We start from the raw sequence: 16,576 nt of genomic DNA on the forward strand, positions 1-16,576 counted from the left end.
CATCCCGAACAGGACCGTGAAACGACTCAGCGCCGATGATAGTGCGGGTTCCCGTGTGAAAGTAGGTCATCGCCAGACTCCCAATGCAAACCCCCTGCAGCTACGCTGCAGGGGGTTTTTGCTTTGAGGTGGCGAAGTACGCAGGCCTGTAAACCTGTGCCTCCCCGAGATCGTCGTGAGAAATGCCGCCAGTGCTCTGGAACTTCGTTTTGCTTGATGCGCTCAGATCAGGGTAAGACCACGCTGCAATAGGGCCCGGCGTAGAAATGAGAAGGCATCGCCCACATCAGGTTCAAGACCACTGACGCTGAAATCAATGTGCTGTCCAGGATGGCGGGCATTGCCGTAAGAGGGCAGGCTACTGAAACGGACCGCGGGCCAGCGTTGCACAAGCACCTGCATCAGATCGATCAGCTCGCCCTCGCGTGCATCGACGGCGATGAGCGAGTAGCAAATGTCCGCGATGACGTCCGGGTAGTGCTGCTCGAGTAGCCAGTCGCACATCGGCCAAGCCATTTCGGGAAAGCCGGGTAGCAGATGGACCTGTTCGCAGCGACAACCGGCGACATGGTTGACCGGGTTGGGAATCAGGCTGGCGCCGGCCGGAAATTCGGCCATCCGGATACGGTGAGGGTAGGCTGCATCGCCGAATCGGGTCTCGATCAGTTGTGCCGCAGCCGTGTGCTGCACGAGCGGACGATCCAGTGCGCGTGCCAGCGCCCCACGGGTGTGATCGTCGGGCGTTGCGCCGATACCGCCACAGCTGATCAGCGGTAAGCCCCGCTGCTGTTGTTCCCTGAATGCCGCTTCGAGCCGTGACGGTTCGTCCGGCAGATAGGCCACGCCATGCAACTGGTGGCCGCGGCAGAGCAGACGCGTCTGGATGGCGGCGAAGTGCTTGTCCTGGCGACGGCCGCTGAGGATTTCGTCACCGATGATGAAGAGTTCGAATTTCATATGACGATCACATGACTTGGCCGCAAAGGCTTGCCGCTCGCGATGGCAGCAGGTCTAATTACAAGTTTATCTATTGTTCAGTTTGCCGCGCTTCAGCGCAGGAGTCGATCCCATGCTTTACCCGCAATTATTCGCCGACCTTGAAAAAGCCCGTTGGGACATGGCCGACGATATCCAATGGGATGCGTTTGACGCCAGCTTGTTGTCCGACGAACAGGCGATGACGATCAAGATGAACGCGATCACCGAGTGGTCGGCCCTGCCGGCCACCGAGATGTTCCTGCGTGACAATCAGGACGACAGCGACTTTTCGGCTTTCATGTCGATCTGGTTTTACGAGGAGCAGAAGCACTCGCTGGTGCTGATGGAGTACCTGCGCCGCTTCCGCCCGGAACTGGTACCGACCGAAGAGGAACTGCATGAAATCCGCTTCAGCTTCGACCCGGCGCCGGCGCTGGAAACGCTGATGCTGCATTTCTGCGGTGAGGTCCGCCTGACCCAATGGTATCGCCGTGCATCCGACTGGCACACCGAGCCGGTGATCAAGCAGATCTACAAAACACTGTCGACCGACGAGGCGCGGCACGGTGGTGCTTATCTCAAGTACATGAAGCGTGCGATCGACAAGAACGGCGACGAAGCTCGTGTGGCGTTTGCCAAGATCGGCTTCCTGATGGCGTCGAGCGCGCGCTCGGGCAAGCCGATGCACCCGACCAATCTGCACGTCAGCAAGGAGCACTTTCCGCGAGATACGATCCAGAGCCGCCTGCCGGATCCGGAATGGCTGGAGCGCTGGCTCGACGAGCAGATCCAGTTCGACAAGGAATGCGAAGGCCGGGTGATCGGCGGGATCCTGCGCAATCTCTCCAGCCTGTTCGGCGAAAAATTCGATACGCCGGCCGAACTGAACCGCTATCGTAAACAGTTGCTCGCCGCCAAGGGGGAGTAAGCATGCTGTCCGTTGCCTTTGAGCAGAAGATCTGTCCGCCCGAGCAGTTGGCCGAGCGTCTGGGGGCTTTGCCGCGTCCCCTGGTGTTTACCAATGGCTGCTTCGACATTTTGCACAGGGGCCATGTGACTTATTTGGCGCAGGCGCGGTCACTGGGTGCCGGTATGATCGTTGCGTTAAACACTGATGCATCGGTGCGTCGCCAAGGCAAGGGCGACGACCGGCCGATCAATGCACTGGCGCAGCGCGCAGCGGTGATTGCCGCGCTGGAAAGCGTCAGCCTCGTGACCTGGTTTGACGCCGATACTCCGTACGAACTGATTCTGGCTGCGCGACCGGACATACTGGTCAAGGGCGGAGACTGGGCGATCGACCGGATCGTTGGCGGCCAGGAGGTGATGGGCTGGGGAGGCAGCGTGCATTCGATCCCGTTCCTGCATCAGACCTCAACGACCCGCACCCTGGAGAAAATTCGTAGTGGAACTGACTGAACGACAAAACCTCGTCGTCAACCTGATCGCCGAAGTCGAGCGCAGCGGAATGCTGCATCCGTCGCTGCTCGCACAAGTCGGCGTCCTGCTGTTGGTGTTGCTGCTCGCTTGGTGCGGCAACACCTATATCAAACCGAAACTGAATCTGGAAAACAGCCGCTGGCGCGCCGGCGGTGAGGGCTTGTTGCGGGTGTTCTTCCCGCTCAATGCACTGATTCTGATGTTTTTCGGCAACCATCTGCTGAAGCTGGTGTATCCGGCTCCGCACACCCTGCTGGCGATCGCCACGGTGCTGCTGACCGCGATGGCCAACATTCGCGTGCTGGTCTACATGCTTCGCCACGTCTTCAACGGGGCGGACTGGGTCACCAAGGGCGAGCGCTACATCGCCGCGTCGATCTGGGGGCTGTATGTGATGCACGTTGTCGGCATCCTGCCCGAGATTGCCGAGGCACTGGATGCGGTCAGCTTTCCGATGGGCAAGGGCAGGGTATCGATCCTGCTGATCCTGCAGGGGCTGGCATCGGTGGCAGCCACCTTGCTGGTGGCGATGTGGATTGCCCGGATGATCGAGCGCCGGCTGATGCGGGCCGAAATGATCGACATGAACGTGCGCGTCGTGCTGGTCAAGCTGCTGCAGACGCTGCTGGTCGTGCTGGCCGTGATCGTTGCGCTGCCACTGGTCGGGATCGACCTGACCGTGCTGTCGGTGTTCGGCGGTGCGCTGGGTGTCGGCCTCGGTTTCGGCTTGCAGAAGATTGCCTCGAACTACGTGTCGGGCTTCATCATCCTGATCGACCGGTCGATCAAGATCGGTGATCTGGTCAACGTCGACAACCGGCTGGGCGTGATCACCAGCATTACCTCGCGTTATGTCGTGCTCAAGAGCGCGGACGGGACCGAGGCCTTGATTCCGAACGACACGCTGGTGACGTCGACGGTGGTGAACCAGTCCTACCGGGAAAAGCAGGTCTGGACCAAGGTCCCTGTGTCGGTTGCGTATGAAAGCGATCTCGATCTCGTGATGAAGCTGCTGGTCGATATCGCTACTGCGCACCCGCGGATCATGAAAGATCCGTCGCCGCGTGCGTATATCGAGACCTTCGGCGCGAGTTCGGTCGACATGTCGGTCGGCTTCTGGCTCAAGGATCCGGAGAACGGCCAGCTGAGCCTGCGTTCGGAAATCAACCAGAAAGTCTGGGCCGCGTTCCGCGAGCACGGCATCAATATTCCGTTCAACCGCCTCGACGTCGTGCACTTCCGCCCGACCGATCGCGTCGCCGGTGACGGCAATCTGCAGGGTGCCAGCCAGCCGGAGTGAAAAAGTCCGTGTGCTGCAAGGTATGAACGGTAAAGCACAGTCATAAAAAATTGAGTAATATCAACAGTTCGCCCGTGTGCCTTGTGTGTGCGGGCGTTTTCATATGACTGGAGAATCAACGACCATGACCTGGTTGAATGGCCTGATCGACTTGCCCTGGTGGGGTTACATCGTGGTGATGCTGGTGTTCACGCACATCACTATCGCGTCGGTCACGATCTACCTGCACCGTCATCAGGCGCATCGCGCCATTGATCTGGGACCGATTCCCAGCCACTTCTTCCGTTTCTGGTTGTGGCTCACGACCGGCATGGTCACCAAGCAATGGGCGGCGATTCACCGCAAGCACCATGCCAAGTGCGAGACCGCCGAAGACCCGCACAGCCCGCAAGTGCTCGGCATCAAGAAGGTGTTCTTCGAAGGCGCCGAGCTGTACCGTGCCGCGTGCAAGGTCGACGAGACCATGGAGAAGTTCGGCCACGGTACCCCGGACGACTGGCTCGAGCGCAATGTGTACAGCAAGCACAGCGCGATGGGCCCGACGACGATGATGATCGTCAACTTGGCGCTGTTCGGCGTCAACGGCATCTGGATCTGGGCGATCCAGATGATGTGGATTCCGATCTGGGCGGCTGGCGTCATCAACGGTCTGGGCCACTACGTCGGTTACCGCAACTTCGAATGCGAAGACGCGTCGACCAACCTCGTGCCGTGGGGCATCCTGATCGGCGGCGAAGAGCTGCACAACAACCATCACACCTTCGGTACGTCGGCGAAGTTCTCGTACAAGTGGTTCGAGTTCGACATCGGCTGGGGCTACATCCGTGCGATGGAAATGCTGCGCATGGCCAAGGTTCGCCGCGTCGCACCGAAGATGAAGACCGTCGGCGCACGTCCGGAACTCGACGAGCAGGCGTTGAGCGCCATTATCGCCAACCGCTATGCGATTGCCGCCAGCTATGCGCGGACATTCAAGGAAACGGTTGCCGAAGAGTTCGACAAGCTGCGCTCGCATGCTCATCTGCCGCAGGTCGACCTGAAGCAGATGAAGATCTGGCTGAAGCAGGATGCCAAGGATACGTCCGCAAGCGACAAGCCCAAGCTTGACGCAATCCTTGCCCAGAGCAAGGTGCTCGATCAGGTCTACCAGATGCGTCAGGAGCTGACCCGTTTGTGGGAGCGCTCGGCGCTGTCGCGGCCGGAGCTCGTCAAGCATCTGCAGGACTGGTGCACCCGCGCTGAAGCCAGCGGCATCAAGGCGCTGCAGGACTTTTCGATGCGTCTGCGTACCGTTGCCGTCGTCTGATCCGGCGGCGTCAAGCAAACAAAAGGCGGGCCTGAGGGCTCGCCTTTTGTTTTATGCTGCTAGGAATACCTGATCAGGGAGACCGGCATGTCGAGCATCCAGCGTTATCACATCGGCCCGCGCTTGGCCGAGATTGTCGTTCACAACAATACCGTCTATCTGGCCGGACAGATTGCCGATACGCTAGATGGCGATGCTCGTGCCCAGACCGACGAGGTTCTGGCGTGTATCGACCGGCTGCTTGCCGAAGTGGGTTCCGACAAGCAGAAGATCCTCTCGGTGACGATCTATCTGGCCGATATGGCCGACTACGACGATATGAACGACGCATGGTCGGCGTGGGTACCGCAAGGGCATACGCCGGCACGGGCGACGGTCGAGGCCCGCCTCGCCGATCCGCGCTACAAGGTTGAAATGTCGGTGATCGCTGCGCTGTAATCCGCGTCAGGCAGTCGATCCCGCGATTGGAGAACGCATGACTGCCCCAACGATCCTGCTGGCGTACATCGCCGGCTGGCAAGATTTTTCCAGCATGCCGCTCGAGCGCGACGCCGAGCGGTTGACGCACATCTGCTATGCCTTTGCCAACATCCGTGACGGCGAGGTCGTGCTGTTTTCCAACAGCGAAGAGGCGGGTGGCCAGCCGCGCGCCGAATCGCGCATCACCGATCTGGTCGCGCTGCGCGCGCGCCATCCGCACCTGAAGCTGCTGATCTCGATTGGCGGCTGGAGCGCCGACGGGTTCTCCGACGCGGCACTGACTGCCGAGAGCCGTACCGCATTTGCCGCGTCGGCGATTGCCTTCATGCAGCGCTACGGTTTCGACGGTATCGATCTGGACTGGGAGTATCCGACCAACGATATGGCGGACATCAAGGCGCGCCCCGAAGACAAGCCGAATTTCACGCTGATGCTGGCCGACCTGCGCCGGCAGCTCGATAGCCTGTCCGGTACCGAAGGCCGCAAGGCCGGTGATCGCTACCTGCTGACCATCGCGGCCGGTGCCGGCCAGTACTACCTCGATGGCGTCGAGATGGCGGCAGTCGCCGAGCAGTGCGACTTCGTCAACCTGATGACCTACGACTTCTACAACGGCTGGGCGACCAGGGCCGGTCACCATACCAACCTCTACAACACGCCGGGCGACCCGGACGGTGACAGCTGTGCCAAGGCGGTCGGTCTGTTTACCGCTGCCGGCCTGCCGCGCGACAAGCTCGTGCTCGGTTGTGCCTTCTATGGTCGCAGCCTCAAGGGCGTGGGGGCTGCGGGGCTGGGCGCGCCTGGTACGCCGAAGAGCAACGGCTTCGATTCGTTCACGCTGATCACCGAACTGCTGGCATCGGGTCGCGCCGTCCGGCACTGGGATGCCGATGCGCAGGCGCCGTGGCTGCTCGTCGATGGCGACACCTTCGTTTCCTACGACGACGCTGAATCGATCCTCGCCAAAACCGACTTCATCCGTCGTGAAGGACTGGCCGGCGGTTTCTTCTGGGAATACACCGAAGACCGGACCGACACGCTGCTGACTACGCTGTGGCAGGGGCTGCAGTAGGGCTGATAAAAAAACCGCCGGAATCCGGCGGTTTTTTTTATCACATGCGGCTGTATTGCGGACCGCCACCGCCTTCCGGCGTGACCCAGACGATGTTCTGCGTCGGATCCTTGATGTCGCACGTCTTGCAGTGCAGGCAGTTGCTGGCGTTGATCTGCAAGCGCGGACCTGCATTGTCTTCGACGATTTCATACACGCCGGCAGGGCAGTAACGCGATTCCGGGCTGGCGAACCGGGCAAGGTTGACGTCGATGGCCTTGGCCGGATCGGTCAGCCGCAGATGGCAAGGCTGGTCTTCGGCGTGCTGGACGCTGGAAAAGGTCAGCGAGGTGAGCTTGTCGAAGCTCAGCACGCCATCGGCTTTCGGATAGATGATGGGCGTGAATTCGTTCGCCGGATGCAGCTTGGCGGCATCGTTGCCGCTGTGCTTCAGCGTCCATGGCAGGCGGATGCCGAACTGGCGCAGCATCAGCTCGGCGCCGGTACAGGCTACGCCCAGCAGCGTGCCGAAGCGCGACAGCATCGGCTTGGCATTGCGGACGGCGTCGAGTTCCTTCCACGTCCACGACTGTTTCAGTGCTTCAGGGTAGGCGACGAGTTCGTCATGGCTGCGTCCTGCGCCGATCGCGTCTGCAATGGCGTTGGCCGCGATCATGCCGGAGTTGATCGCGTTGTGGATGCCCTTGATTCGCGGCAGGTTGATGAAGCCGGCCGAATCGCCGATCAGCGCGCCGCCCGGGAAAGTCAGCTTCGGCAGCGACTGCAGGCCGCCTTCGGCAATGGCGCGCGCGCCATATTCGAGCCGCTCGCCGCCATCGAGGTGGGCGCGGATCGCCGGATGGGTCTTGAAGCGCTGGAATTCTTCGTACGGATTGATGTATGGATTGGCATAGTCGAGATGGACGACGAAGCCGACGGCAATCAGTCCGTCGGCCTGATGGTAGAGGAAGCCGCCGCCGCCGGTGCTGTTGTCGAGCGGCCAGCCGAGCGAGTGCACGACGGTGCCGGCCTGGTGCCGGGCCGGTGCCGCGCGCCACAGCTCCTTGAGGCCGATGCCGAACTTCTGCACGTCGCTGTCGGCACGCAGTTTGAACTGTGCTTCGGCCTTGCGCGTCAGCGAGCCGCGCGCGCCTTCACCCAGCAGCGTGTAGCGTGCCTTGATCAACATCCCCGGCGCGTACTCGGGGCCGGTCTGGCCGTTGCGCTTGATGCCGAAGTCGCCGGTGATCACGCCGTTGAGCGCGCCGTGTTCGTCGAGCGACAGTTCGGCGGCAGCAAACCCCGGGTAGATTTCGACGCCCAGTGCCTCGGCTTGCGTGCCGAGCCAGCGCGACAGTTCGCCCAGACTGATGATTTCACAGCCGTCGTTCTTGAGCATTTTCGGCAGCAGGGCATGCGGCAGCGTCTCGGCCTCGGACTGCTTGAGCCAGAGCATTTCCTCGTGCCTTACTGGCGTGCGCAGTTTCAGCGGTGCCTTGCGCCATTCGGGCAGCAGTTCGTCGAGCGCGCGCGGGTCGATGACTGCGCCGGAGAGCAGGTGGGCGCCGACTTCCGGACCCTTTTCGAGCACGCAAACGCTCACGTCGGGCGCGCGTTGTTTCAGGCGGATCGCGGCGGCCAGACCGGCCGGGCCGGCGCCGACGATCACAACGTCGTATTCCATTTCGTCGCGTTGCATTAATTACTCGTTCGCATATCTAAATAACGGATATAAAATATAGAAACAATCCGATTAACTGATATTTTAATGCCGAATAAAATGTCGGGCAAACCGAAGGAGTGCCCATGAAGATTCTCGTCGCCGTCAAACGCGTCGTCGACCACAATGTCCCCGTACGCGCCAAGCCGGACGGCAGTGACGTGGAGCTCGACGGCGTTCGCATGAACATCAATCCCTTCGACGAAATCGCCGTCGAAGAAGCGCTGCGCCTGAAGGAAAAGGGCATCGCGACCGAAATCGTCGCCGTCAGCCTCGGCAGCGCGGCCAGCCCGGAAGCGCTGCGCCACGCGCTGGCGATGGGCGTCGACCGTGCGCTGACGGTCGAGACCGGCGGCGCCTTCCTGCAGCCGCTGGCCGTCGCCAAGCTGCTCAAGGCCGTGGTCGAACGCGAACAGCCGGGCCTCGTGCTCGTCGGCAAGCAGGCGATCGACAACGATGCCGGTCAGGCCGGCCAGATGCTCGCCGCGCTGCTCGACTGGCCGCAAGCGACGTTTGCGTCCGAACTGAAGATCGAAGGCGCCGAGGCTGTAGTCACCCGTGAAGTCGACGGTGGTGTCGAAACGATCGCGCTGGCGCTGCCGGCCGTGGTGACGTGCGACCTGCGCCTGAACGCGCCGCGCTTCGTCAAGTTGCCGAACCTGATGATGGCGAAGAAGAAGCCGATCGAGGTGGTCGACGCCGCTGAAACGGGCGTCAACTTCGCACCGCGCGTCAAGCGCCTGAAGGTCGCCGCACCGGCACCTCGCAAGGCCGGCATCAAGGTCGCCAGCGTGGGCGAGCTTGTCGAAAAACTGCGTGCCTCGGGGGTGCTGTAATGAGCGTACTGATCCTGGCCGACCACGACGGTCGCCAACTCAAGGCCGCCAGCCGTCGTGCCGTCGGTGCCGCCAAGGCATGGAATGCGCCGATCCACGTGCTGGTGGTCGGTGACGATACCGCCGCCGTTGCCGCACAGGCGGCTGCGCTTGAAGGCGTGACCCGCGTACTGCGCGTCGATGCCGCCCATCTGGCGCATCCGCTGGCCGCCGATGTGGCCAACATCATCAAGGCGCTGGCAGGCGACTTCCAGGTCATCCTCGCCCCGCACGCCACGCTGGCCAAGGACGTGCTGCCGCGTGTTGCCGGTCTGCTCGACGTGGCGATGATCGCCGATGCAATCGAGATCACCGCGCCGGCGACCTATGTGCGTCCGATCTATGCCGGCAACCTGCTGGCGACGGTCGAAAGCAATGACCCGATCCAGGTCGTCACCGTGCGTGCCACCAGCTTTGCTGCGGCCGGTGATGCCGCTTCTCCGGCCGCGATCGAATCGCTGCCGGCTCCGGCGGCCGATACCCGCGTACGCTGGGTGTCCGAGAGCAAGAACGTGTCCGAGCGACCCGAGCTGGCTTCGGCGCGTGTCGTCGTTTCCGGTGGCCGTTCGTTCGGCGAGCGTTTCGAAGAGCTGCTCGGCCCGCTGGCCGACCAGCTCGGTGCCGCGATCGGCGCCACCCGTGCTGCCGTTGATGCCGGATTTGCACCGAACGAGCAGCAGGTCGGCCAGACCGGCACCGTCGTTGCTCCGGAGCTCTACATCGCCGCCGGCATCTCCGGCGCGCAGCAGCATCTGGCCGGCATGAAGGACAGCCAGGTCATCGTCGCGATCAACCACGATCCGGACGCCGCGATCTTCCAGGTTGCCGATTTCGGCCTCGTTGCCGACCTGTTCGATGCCGTTCCGCAACTTACCAAAGCACTGGAACAATAATAATGAGCACTTACGTCTCTGAGAAAATCCTCTCGGTCCACCACTGGAACGATACGCTGTTCAGCTTCAAGACGACGCGCGACCCGGGCCTGAAGTTCGAAAACGGCCAGTTCGTGATGATCGGTCTTGAAATCAACGGCAAGAAGGTGATGCGCGCCTACTCGATCGCCAGCGCCAACTACGAGGAACACCTCGAGTTCTTCAGCATCAAGGTGCCGAACGGTCCGCTGACGTCCGAGCTGCAGAAGATCCAGGTCGGCGACGAGCTGCTCGTCAGCCGCAAGCCGACCGGCACGCTGGTGCTGTCGGACCTGAAGCCGGGCAAGACGCTGTACTACCTCAGCACCGGTACCGGTCTGGCGCCGTTCATGTCGCTGATCCAGGATCCGGAAGCGTACGAGCAGTACGACAAGATCGTGCTGTTCCACGGCGTGCGTACCGTGTCCGAGCTGGCGTATGCCGACTTCATCCAGAACGAGTTGCCGAACAACGAGTTCTTCGGCGAAGAAGTGCGCAACAAGCTGATCTACTACCCGAGCGTCACGCGCGAGCCATTCCGCAACCAGGGTCGTCTGACCGACCTGGTCGAATCGGGCAAGCTGTTCGAAGACATCGGCCTGCCGCCGTTCAACCCGGAAACCGACCGCGCGATGTTGTGCGGCAGCCCGGCAATGCTGGAAGACACCTGCCGCCTGCTCGACGAGCGCGGCTTCCAGGTCAGCAAGCGGATCGGTCAACCGGGTGACTATGTGATCGAACGCGCCTTCGTCGAAAAATAAATCGGCTTGGCCCGGCGCTGCGCTTTGTCGCGCCAGGGCTCGTGTACTTGATGTACACGTCGCCCTCGCGCTTCGCGCGCAGCACCCGGGCGAGGACGATTTTGTTGTTGCATGTGCTGAACGGCCCCTCGGGGCCGTTTTGCATTTCCGGGCTCCGGGTGAGCGCTAGCCCAGATGCGTGTGCCGGTGGGCCGCCCTCGGTTCCGCTTCCATTTCGTTCAAGCCCTGCACGATCCCGCAGGCGTCGACCGGGAATTCGCCGTTGCAGCGGTGCCGCAGGTCGACCAGCTGTTTCTCCAGTTCGACCAGCTCGGCGATGCGTGCCTGCACATGGCCGAGATGGTCGTCGACCAGATGATTGACCGCGCCACAGCCGGCGGCCGGATCGTCGACGAAGCCGAGCAGCGTGCGGATTTCTTCCTGCGTCATGTCCAGGGCACGGCAATTGCGGATGAAGCGCAGTCGCTCCGCGTGCTGCGGGCCATAGCTGCGGTAGTTGCTCGCCGTGCGCTCGGCGGTCGGCAGCAGGCCTTCTTTTTCGTAGTAACGCACGGTCTCTACACTGCATTGCGCGGTCTGCGCCAGTTCACCGATTTTCATCGCTTGACCTTGTAGTGACTTCAGGGTGTGTACTGTATCCATATCGCAAACGGAGTCCATCATGTCCAGTTGCTGCGGCCACGATCATGAGCAAAAGCCGACGAGCGGATCCGGCGCGGCCGGATCGACGCTCCGTTACCGCAAGGTCGGCGAGCATCGTCACGACCACGACCACGACCACGACCACGACCACGACCACGCGCATGGCGAGGCCTGCTGCGCGCCGGCCGGCGTGCTGCAACCGCTGGCGGCGAGTGTTGCCGGGGCCGACAGTGTGACGACTCAGATCCGCATCGGCGAGATGGACTGCCCGACCGAGGAGGCGCTGATCCGCAAGAAGCTCGGTGGTATGACGACGGTGCGCCGGCTCGAGTTCAATCTGATGCAGCGCGTGCTGACCGTCGTCCATGCGCCCGAGGCGCTGGATGCGGTGCTGGCAGCGATCCGCTCGCTCGGTTTCACGCCCGAGCTGCCCGAGGCCGGCGTCGCACCGTCACCGGCGGTGAAAAAGCCGTGGTGGCCGCTGGCGCTGGCCGGCGTGCTGGCGGTCGGCGCCGAGGTCATCGAGTGGGCGGGGCTGCCGACGTGGATCGCCGCGCTGCTGGCGATCGCCGCGGTGCTGAGCTGCGGGCTGACCACGTACCGCAAGGGTTGGGTCGCGATCCGCAACGGCAACCTCAACATCAACGCGCTGATGAGTATCGCCGTGACCGGCGCGCTGATCCTCGGCCAGTGGCCCGAAGCGGCGATGGTGATGGTGCTGTTCACACTGGCCGAGCTGATCGAGGCCAAGTCGCTGGACCGCGCCCGCAACGCGATCGCCGGGCTGATGGATCTGGCGCCGGAGCGCGCCACGGTACGCCAGTCCGACGGCCGCTGGGCCGAAGTCGACGCCAAGACGGTCGCCGTCGGTGACGTCGTCCGGGTGAAACCGGGCGAGCGCGTCGCGCTCGACGGCGAGATCGTCTCCGGCAGCTCGACAATCAACCAGGCACCGATCACCGGCGAAAGCCTGCCGGTCGAGAAGGGCGAGGGCGATTCGGTGTTCGCCGGCACGATCAACGAGTCGGGCTCGTTCGAGTACCGCGTCACCGCCGCTGCGGCCAACACCACGCTGGCGCGCATCATCCATGCCGTTGAGGAGGCGCAGGGCGCGAAGGCGCCGACGCAGCGCTTCGTCGACCAGTTCGCCCGCATCTACACGCCGATCGTGTTCGCCGTGGCGCTGCTGGTAGCAGTCGTGCCGCCGCTGTTCGACGGCGCGTGGCTCGCGTGGATCTACAAGGCGCTGGTGCTGCTGGTGATCGCCTGCCCGTGCGCGCTGGTGATCTCTACGCCGGTAACCATTGTCAGCGGCCTGGCCGCTGCCGCACGGCGCGGCATCCTGATCAAGGGCGGCGTGTATCTGGAGGAAGGGCGCAAGCTGAAAACGCTGGCGCTCGACAAGACCGGCACGCTGACGCACGGCAAGCCCGAACAGACCGAATCCGAAGCCTGGAACGGCGGCGATCTGGGCGCGGCAACGGCGCTGGCGGCAAGCCTGGCCGGCCGCTCCGACCACCCGGTGTCACAGGCCATCGCCCGCGCGGCAGCCGGGGTTGCACATGCCGAAGTAGAAGGATTCGAAGCCCTGCTCGGCCGCGGCGTGCGCGGCGAGATCGACGGCAAGGCGTACTGGCTCGGCAACCACCGGATGGTGCACGAGCAGGGGCGCTGCTCGACCGAACTCGAGGCACGGCTCGACGTGCTCGAAAGGCAGGGAAAGACCGTGGTGATGCTGGTCGACGCTGAGCGCGTGCTCGCGCTGTTTGCCGTGGCCGACACCGTCAAGGACAGCAGCCGGCAGGCGGTGGCCGAGCTGCACGCGCTGGGGGTGAAAACGGTGATGCTGACCGGCGACAACCCGCATACCGCCGAAGCGATCGCCGCACAGGTCGGCGTGACCGAGGCGCGCGGCGACCAGTTGCCGCAGGACAAATTGACGGCCGTGGAACAATTCGGCCGCGAAGGCATCACAGGGATGGTTGGCGACGGCATCAACGATGCGCCGGCGCTGGCGCGGGCCGACATCGGCTTTGCCATGGGCGCCATGGGCACCGATACCGCAATCGAAACCGCCGACGTCGCGCTGATGGACGACGACCTGCGCAAGCTGCCTGCCTTCGTGAGGCTCTCGCGGGCCACGCATGCGGTGCTGGTGCAGAACATCGTGCTGGCGCTCGGCATCAAGGCGGTGTTCCTGGCGCTGACGCTGGCCGGGCTAGGCACGATGTGGATGGCGGTGTTTGCCGATGTCGGTGCCAGTCTGCTGGTGGTCGGCAACGGATTGCGCTTGTTGCGTCGCTAGCTCCGATTCGTTAGTGCCAATTCAAACTGGAGAGCACCATGCAATGTCCGACTTGTGTTGATGAACGTCTGGTAATGAGCGAACGCCAGGGCGTCGAGATCGATTACTGCCCGCGTTGCCGCGGTGTCTGGCTCGACCGTGGCGAACTCGACAAGATCATCGAGCGCGCCCGGATCCAGGACGCCCAGCCCGCCCGCGAAGCGCCGCGCAGCGAGCCGCAGCCGCAGGAAGTCCGCTACGACAACCGGCCGCAACACTACGACCAGAAACCGCATTACGACCACAAGCCGTACAAGAAGCGCAAATCGATCTGGGAAGAGCTGTTCGACTGAACTCAGCGGTACTCGATCGCCCGACCGCTGGCGTCGCGCATGACGATTTCGTCGCTGCGTGCCGCGCCGGCGGTCACTTCCCGGCACAGCGCGATGAAGGCCTGCATGCCCGGGGTATGGAATTTCTGCTTGTGCCAGACGATGTGGAACTGGCGCTGCAGATTCAGTTCGGCAACCTCGATCGGCACGAGGCTGCCACGGCGGAAGGCTTCCTTCAGCGCCAGCCGCGAAATGCACGATACACCCATGCCGGCCTCGACAGCACGCTTGATCGCCTCGGTGTGTTCGAGTTCTAGCCGCACGTCCATCTGCGATCGCACCGAATGGAAGGCGTTTTCGAACGCCTGTCGCGTGCCCGAGCCGGGTTCGCGGACGATCCACGGCTGGCGCGCCAGCATCTCGAGCGTGACGTGCTTTTCCCGCATCAGCGGGTGATCGGGCGCGGCAAATACGACCAGCTCGTCCGATACCCAGGGTTCGGCACTGAGGTCCGGATTCGGGTTGTCGCCCTCGATCAGGCCGAAATCGAGCTCGAAGTGGGCGACCTTCCGCAGCACCTGTTCGGTGTTGTGGACGTCGAGCTGGACCCGGCAACCCGGATAACGGCGCATGAATTCGCCGACCAGCAGCGTTGCCAGATAATTGCCGATCGTCAGCGTCGCGCCGAATCGGAAACCGTTGAGACCGGCGTTGCCGGCCAGCAGGCTTTCGATTTCACCGGCGCGGTCGAGCAGTTCGATCGCGCGCGGCAACAGTGCCCGGCCCGATTCGTTCAGCTGCAGACGCTTGCCGTGCCGGTCGAACAGCCGCACGTCGAACTGCTTCTCCAGTTCGGCCAGCGCCGTGCTCGTTGCCGACTGCGACAGGTTCAGTGCTTCGGTCGCGCGCGAGACGCTTTCGAAGCGGCCGACCGCGACAAAGACTTCCAGTTGCCGGAGCGTATACCTCATCCGCCGAACTCGGGCACGATGGTTTCGGCGTAGTCGTACAGCGCCGCCAGAATCTGCTCGCCGCGTTCGTCGGCGGTTTCGGCCAGCTCGTCGATGCGGGCGCAATAGTCCTCGAGCGTCCGGTAGCCGTCGCGGCCTTCGAACAGGCGCTCGCCGCGCAGCTGCTGCCAGCGCTCGCTCTCGACCTCGGTCAGGCTGGCGGGGAAGTTGCGCGCGCGGTAGCGGAACAGCAGCTCGTCGAGCCGGCGGTCGTCGAAGCTGACGCGGCTGGCGGCGAGCGCGTCGCCATCGAGGCCGCGCAGCTTTTCCAGCGTGCGCCGGTCGTTGTTCGACAGGAAGCCGCCGTACAGGTCCTGATCGACATCGGTGACCGGTGCCAGATCGCGCTTGAACACCTGCGCCCACGGCAGCGCCGGCGCACCGCGCAGCAGCGCGGCATGGCGCTCGATCGCGTCGAAATCGACGCCCCAGCGTTCGGCTTGCGCCGGCTGTAGCGTCTTCAGGTTGCCGATGACGATCGGCGACTTGTTGATGTGGATGGTCTTGATCGGCAGGCGCGTGACGCCTTCGGGCAAGGCGTCGGCACGGCTGAACATCCGGGTGCGGATCGTGTCGGCGTCGAGCGAGAACAGCTCGCGCGGATCGAACGCCAGATCCCAGACGATCAGTTCGTTCTTGTTGGTCGGGTGCGTCGCCAGCGGCCAGACTACGGCCATGCAGCCGCGTTCGGTGCCGAACATGCCGGAAACGTGCAGGAAGGGCTTGGGTTCGGCGCCGATCTGCGCCAGCACGGCATCCTTTTTGCGCAGGCTCAGGCAGAAGTCGAACAGCTTGGGCTGGCGGTCGCGGATCAGCCGTGCCAGCGCGATCGTCGCGCGCACGTCCGACACCGCATCGTGTGCCGCTTCGTGCGCAAGACCATTGGCTGCGGACAGGTGTTCGAGCTTGAAGTTCGGCCGGCCGTCGTCGTGGTTCGGCCAGTTGATGCCGTCCGGGCGCAGCGCCCAGGTGGTGCGGACCGTGTCGAGCAGGTCCCAGCGGCCGCAGTCGTTCTGCCATTCGCGCGCGTACGGGTCGTACAGATTGCGCCAGAACAGGAAGCGGGTGACTTCGTCGTCGAAACGGATGGTGTTGTAGCCGACGCCGATCGTGCCCGGTTGTGCCAGCTCGGCCTCGATGCCGGCGGCGAAATCACGCTCGGCCACGCCGCGTTCGAGACACTGCTGCGGGGTGATGCCGGTCAGCAGACAGGATTCGGGATCGGGCAGGAAGTCCGGCGTCGGCTGGCAGAAGAGCTCGACCGGCGCGGCGATCTCGTTCAGTTCCAGATCGGTGCGGATACCGGCGAACTGCGCGGGCCGGTCGCGACGCGGGACGATGCCGAAGGTTTCGTAGTCGTGCCAGAAAAAACTGGTGCTCATGGGCGGAAGGCCGGGTAGGGGGATTGCCGACATGATGGTCGATCCGGGCAAGCGGCGACAAGTTGCATACTGCCTTTGTGCGCCGACGGATCAGGCTGCCGGAA

16 protein-coding genes are annotated in these 16,576 nt (G+C 63.3%); 11 read left to right on the top strand and 5 right to left on the bottom strand.

Features of this window, described 5'->3' with window-relative positions; all coding sequences use genetic code 11:
* Positions 1–222: 222 nt before the first annotated feature.
* A complete protein-coding gene (locus tag JMJ54_RS12180; protein WP_203538837.1) occupies positions 223–957 on the bottom strand; it encodes a competence/damage-inducible protein A in 735 nt (244 codons plus the stop codon).
* A 112-nt stretch (positions 958–1,069) separates the two neighbouring features.
* Here JMJ54_RS12180 and JMJ54_RS12185 point away from each other — a divergent pair, with 112 nt between their 5' ends.
* The 6 genes from JMJ54_RS12185 to JMJ54_RS12210 all read left to right on the top strand — a co-directional run bounded on the left by JMJ54_RS12185 (position 1,070) and on the right by JMJ54_RS12210 (position 6,576).
* The gene (locus JMJ54_RS12185; RefSeq protein ID WP_203538838.1) at positions 1,070–1,906 is read left to right on the top strand and encodes a ferritin family protein; all 837 of its coding nucleotides are present in this window, start codon (positions 1,070–1,072) and stop codon (positions 1,904–1,906) included.
* A 2-nt stretch (positions 1,907–1,908) separates the two neighbouring features.
* Positions 1,909–2,397, top strand: coding sequence for an adenylyltransferase/cytidyltransferase family protein (locus JMJ54_RS12190; protein ID WP_203538839.1), 489 nt, complete (start codon positions 1,909–1,911; stop codon positions 2,395–2,397).
* Positions 2,384–3,718: a mechanosensitive ion channel family protein gene (locus tag JMJ54_RS12195; RefSeq protein ID WP_203538840.1), complete on the top strand. Its 1,335-nt coding sequence runs from the start codon at positions 2,384–2,386 to the stop codon at positions 3,716–3,718. Before JMJ54_RS12190 ends, JMJ54_RS12195 begins: the two co-directional genes overlap by 14 nt.
* 124 nt (positions 3,719–3,842) lie before the next feature.
* The gene (locus JMJ54_RS12200; RefSeq protein WP_203538841.1) at positions 3,843–5,024 is read left to right on the top strand and encodes a DesA family fatty acid desaturase; all 1,182 of its coding nucleotides are present in this window, start codon (positions 3,843–3,845) and stop codon (positions 5,022–5,024) included.
* An 87-nt stretch (positions 5,025–5,111) separates the two neighbouring features.
* Positions 5,112–5,462: a RidA family protein gene (locus tag JMJ54_RS12205; RefSeq protein WP_203538842.1), complete on the top strand. Its 351-nt coding sequence runs from the start codon at positions 5,112–5,114 to the stop codon at positions 5,460–5,462.
* 37 nt (positions 5,463–5,499) lie between these two features.
* Positions 5,500–6,576, top strand: a complete 1,077-nt coding sequence (locus JMJ54_RS12210; RefSeq protein ID WP_203538843.1) for a glycoside hydrolase family 18 protein — start codon at positions 5,500–5,502, stop codon at positions 6,574–6,576.
* Positions 6,577–6,616: 40 nt separating this feature from the next.
* Here JMJ54_RS12210 and JMJ54_RS12215 read toward each other — a convergent pair whose 3' ends face one another.
* The gene (locus tag JMJ54_RS12215) at positions 6,617–8,254 is read right to left on the bottom strand and encodes an electron transfer flavoprotein-ubiquinone oxidoreductase (RefSeq protein WP_203538844.1); all 1,638 of its coding nucleotides are present in this window, start codon (positions 8,252–8,254) and stop codon (positions 6,617–6,619) included.
* Between the two features lie 107 nt (positions 8,255–8,361).
* Here JMJ54_RS12215 and JMJ54_RS12220 point away from each other — a divergent pair, with 107 nt between their 5' ends.
* Genes JMJ54_RS12220 through JMJ54_RS12230 form a run of 3 tightly spaced genes read left to right on the top strand, consistent with a single transcriptional unit; the run spans position 8,362 to position 10,822 of the window.
* A complete protein-coding gene (locus JMJ54_RS12220) occupies positions 8,362–9,111 on the top strand; it encodes an electron transfer flavoprotein subunit beta/FixA family protein (protein ID WP_203538845.1) in 750 nt (249 codons plus the stop codon).
* Positions 9,111–10,043, top strand: coding sequence for an electron transfer flavoprotein subunit alpha/FixB family protein (locus JMJ54_RS12225; protein ID WP_203538846.1), 933 nt, complete (start codon positions 9,111–9,113; stop codon positions 10,041–10,043). The genes JMJ54_RS12220 and JMJ54_RS12225 overlap by 1 nt, the downstream gene beginning before the upstream one ends.
* 2 nt (positions 10,044–10,045) lie before the next feature.
* A complete protein-coding gene (locus tag JMJ54_RS12230; protein ID WP_203538847.1) occupies positions 10,046–10,822 on the top strand; it encodes a ferredoxin--NADP reductase in 777 nt (258 codons plus the stop codon).
* 165 nt (positions 10,823–10,987) lie between these two features.
* Here JMJ54_RS12230 and cadR read toward each other — a convergent pair whose 3' ends face one another.
* On the bottom strand, positions 10,988–11,422 hold the full coding sequence (cadR, locus tag JMJ54_RS12235; protein ID WP_203538848.1) for a Cd(II)/Pb(II)-responsive transcriptional regulator: 435 nt from the start codon (positions 11,420–11,422) through the stop codon (positions 10,988–10,990).
* A 61-nt stretch (positions 11,423–11,483) separates the two neighbouring features.
* On the opposite strand from cadR, the gene JMJ54_RS12240 reads away from it, so the two are divergent.
* Together JMJ54_RS12240 and JMJ54_RS12245 are read left to right on the top strand one after the other, a co-directional pair.
* Positions 11,484–13,769, top strand: a complete 2,286-nt coding sequence (locus JMJ54_RS12240; protein WP_203538849.1) for a heavy metal translocating P-type ATPase — start codon at positions 11,484–11,486, stop codon at positions 13,767–13,769.
* Positions 13,770–13,807: 38 nt separating this feature from the next.
* Entirely contained in the window at positions 13,808–14,101 is a 294-nt protein-coding gene (locus JMJ54_RS12245; protein ID WP_203538850.1) for a TFIIB-type zinc ribbon-containing protein, read from the top strand.
* Between the two features lie 2 nt (positions 14,102–14,103).
* Here the strand turns inward: JMJ54_RS12245 and JMJ54_RS12250 are convergent, their stop codons facing one another.
* Together JMJ54_RS12250 and sbcB are read right to left on the bottom strand one after the other, a co-directional pair.
* Positions 14,104–15,051: a LysR family transcriptional regulator gene (locus tag JMJ54_RS12250; protein WP_203538851.1), complete on the bottom strand. Its 948-nt coding sequence runs from the start codon at positions 15,049–15,051 to the stop codon at positions 14,104–14,106.
* Positions 15,048–16,472 (bottom strand): exodeoxyribonuclease I, encoded by a 1,425-nt coding sequence (sbcB, locus tag JMJ54_RS12255; protein WP_203538852.1) that lies wholly within the window; start codon positions 16,470–16,472, stop codon positions 15,048–15,050. The genes JMJ54_RS12250 and sbcB overlap by 4 nt, the downstream gene beginning before the upstream one ends.
* Positions 16,473–16,576: the final 104 nt, after the last annotated feature.

The sequence above is a fragment of the Jeongeupia naejangsanensis genome (assembly GCF_016865585.1).
Classification (GTDB): domain Bacteria; phylum Pseudomonadota; class Gammaproteobacteria; order Burkholderiales; family Chitinibacteraceae; genus Jeongeupia; species Jeongeupia naejangsanensis.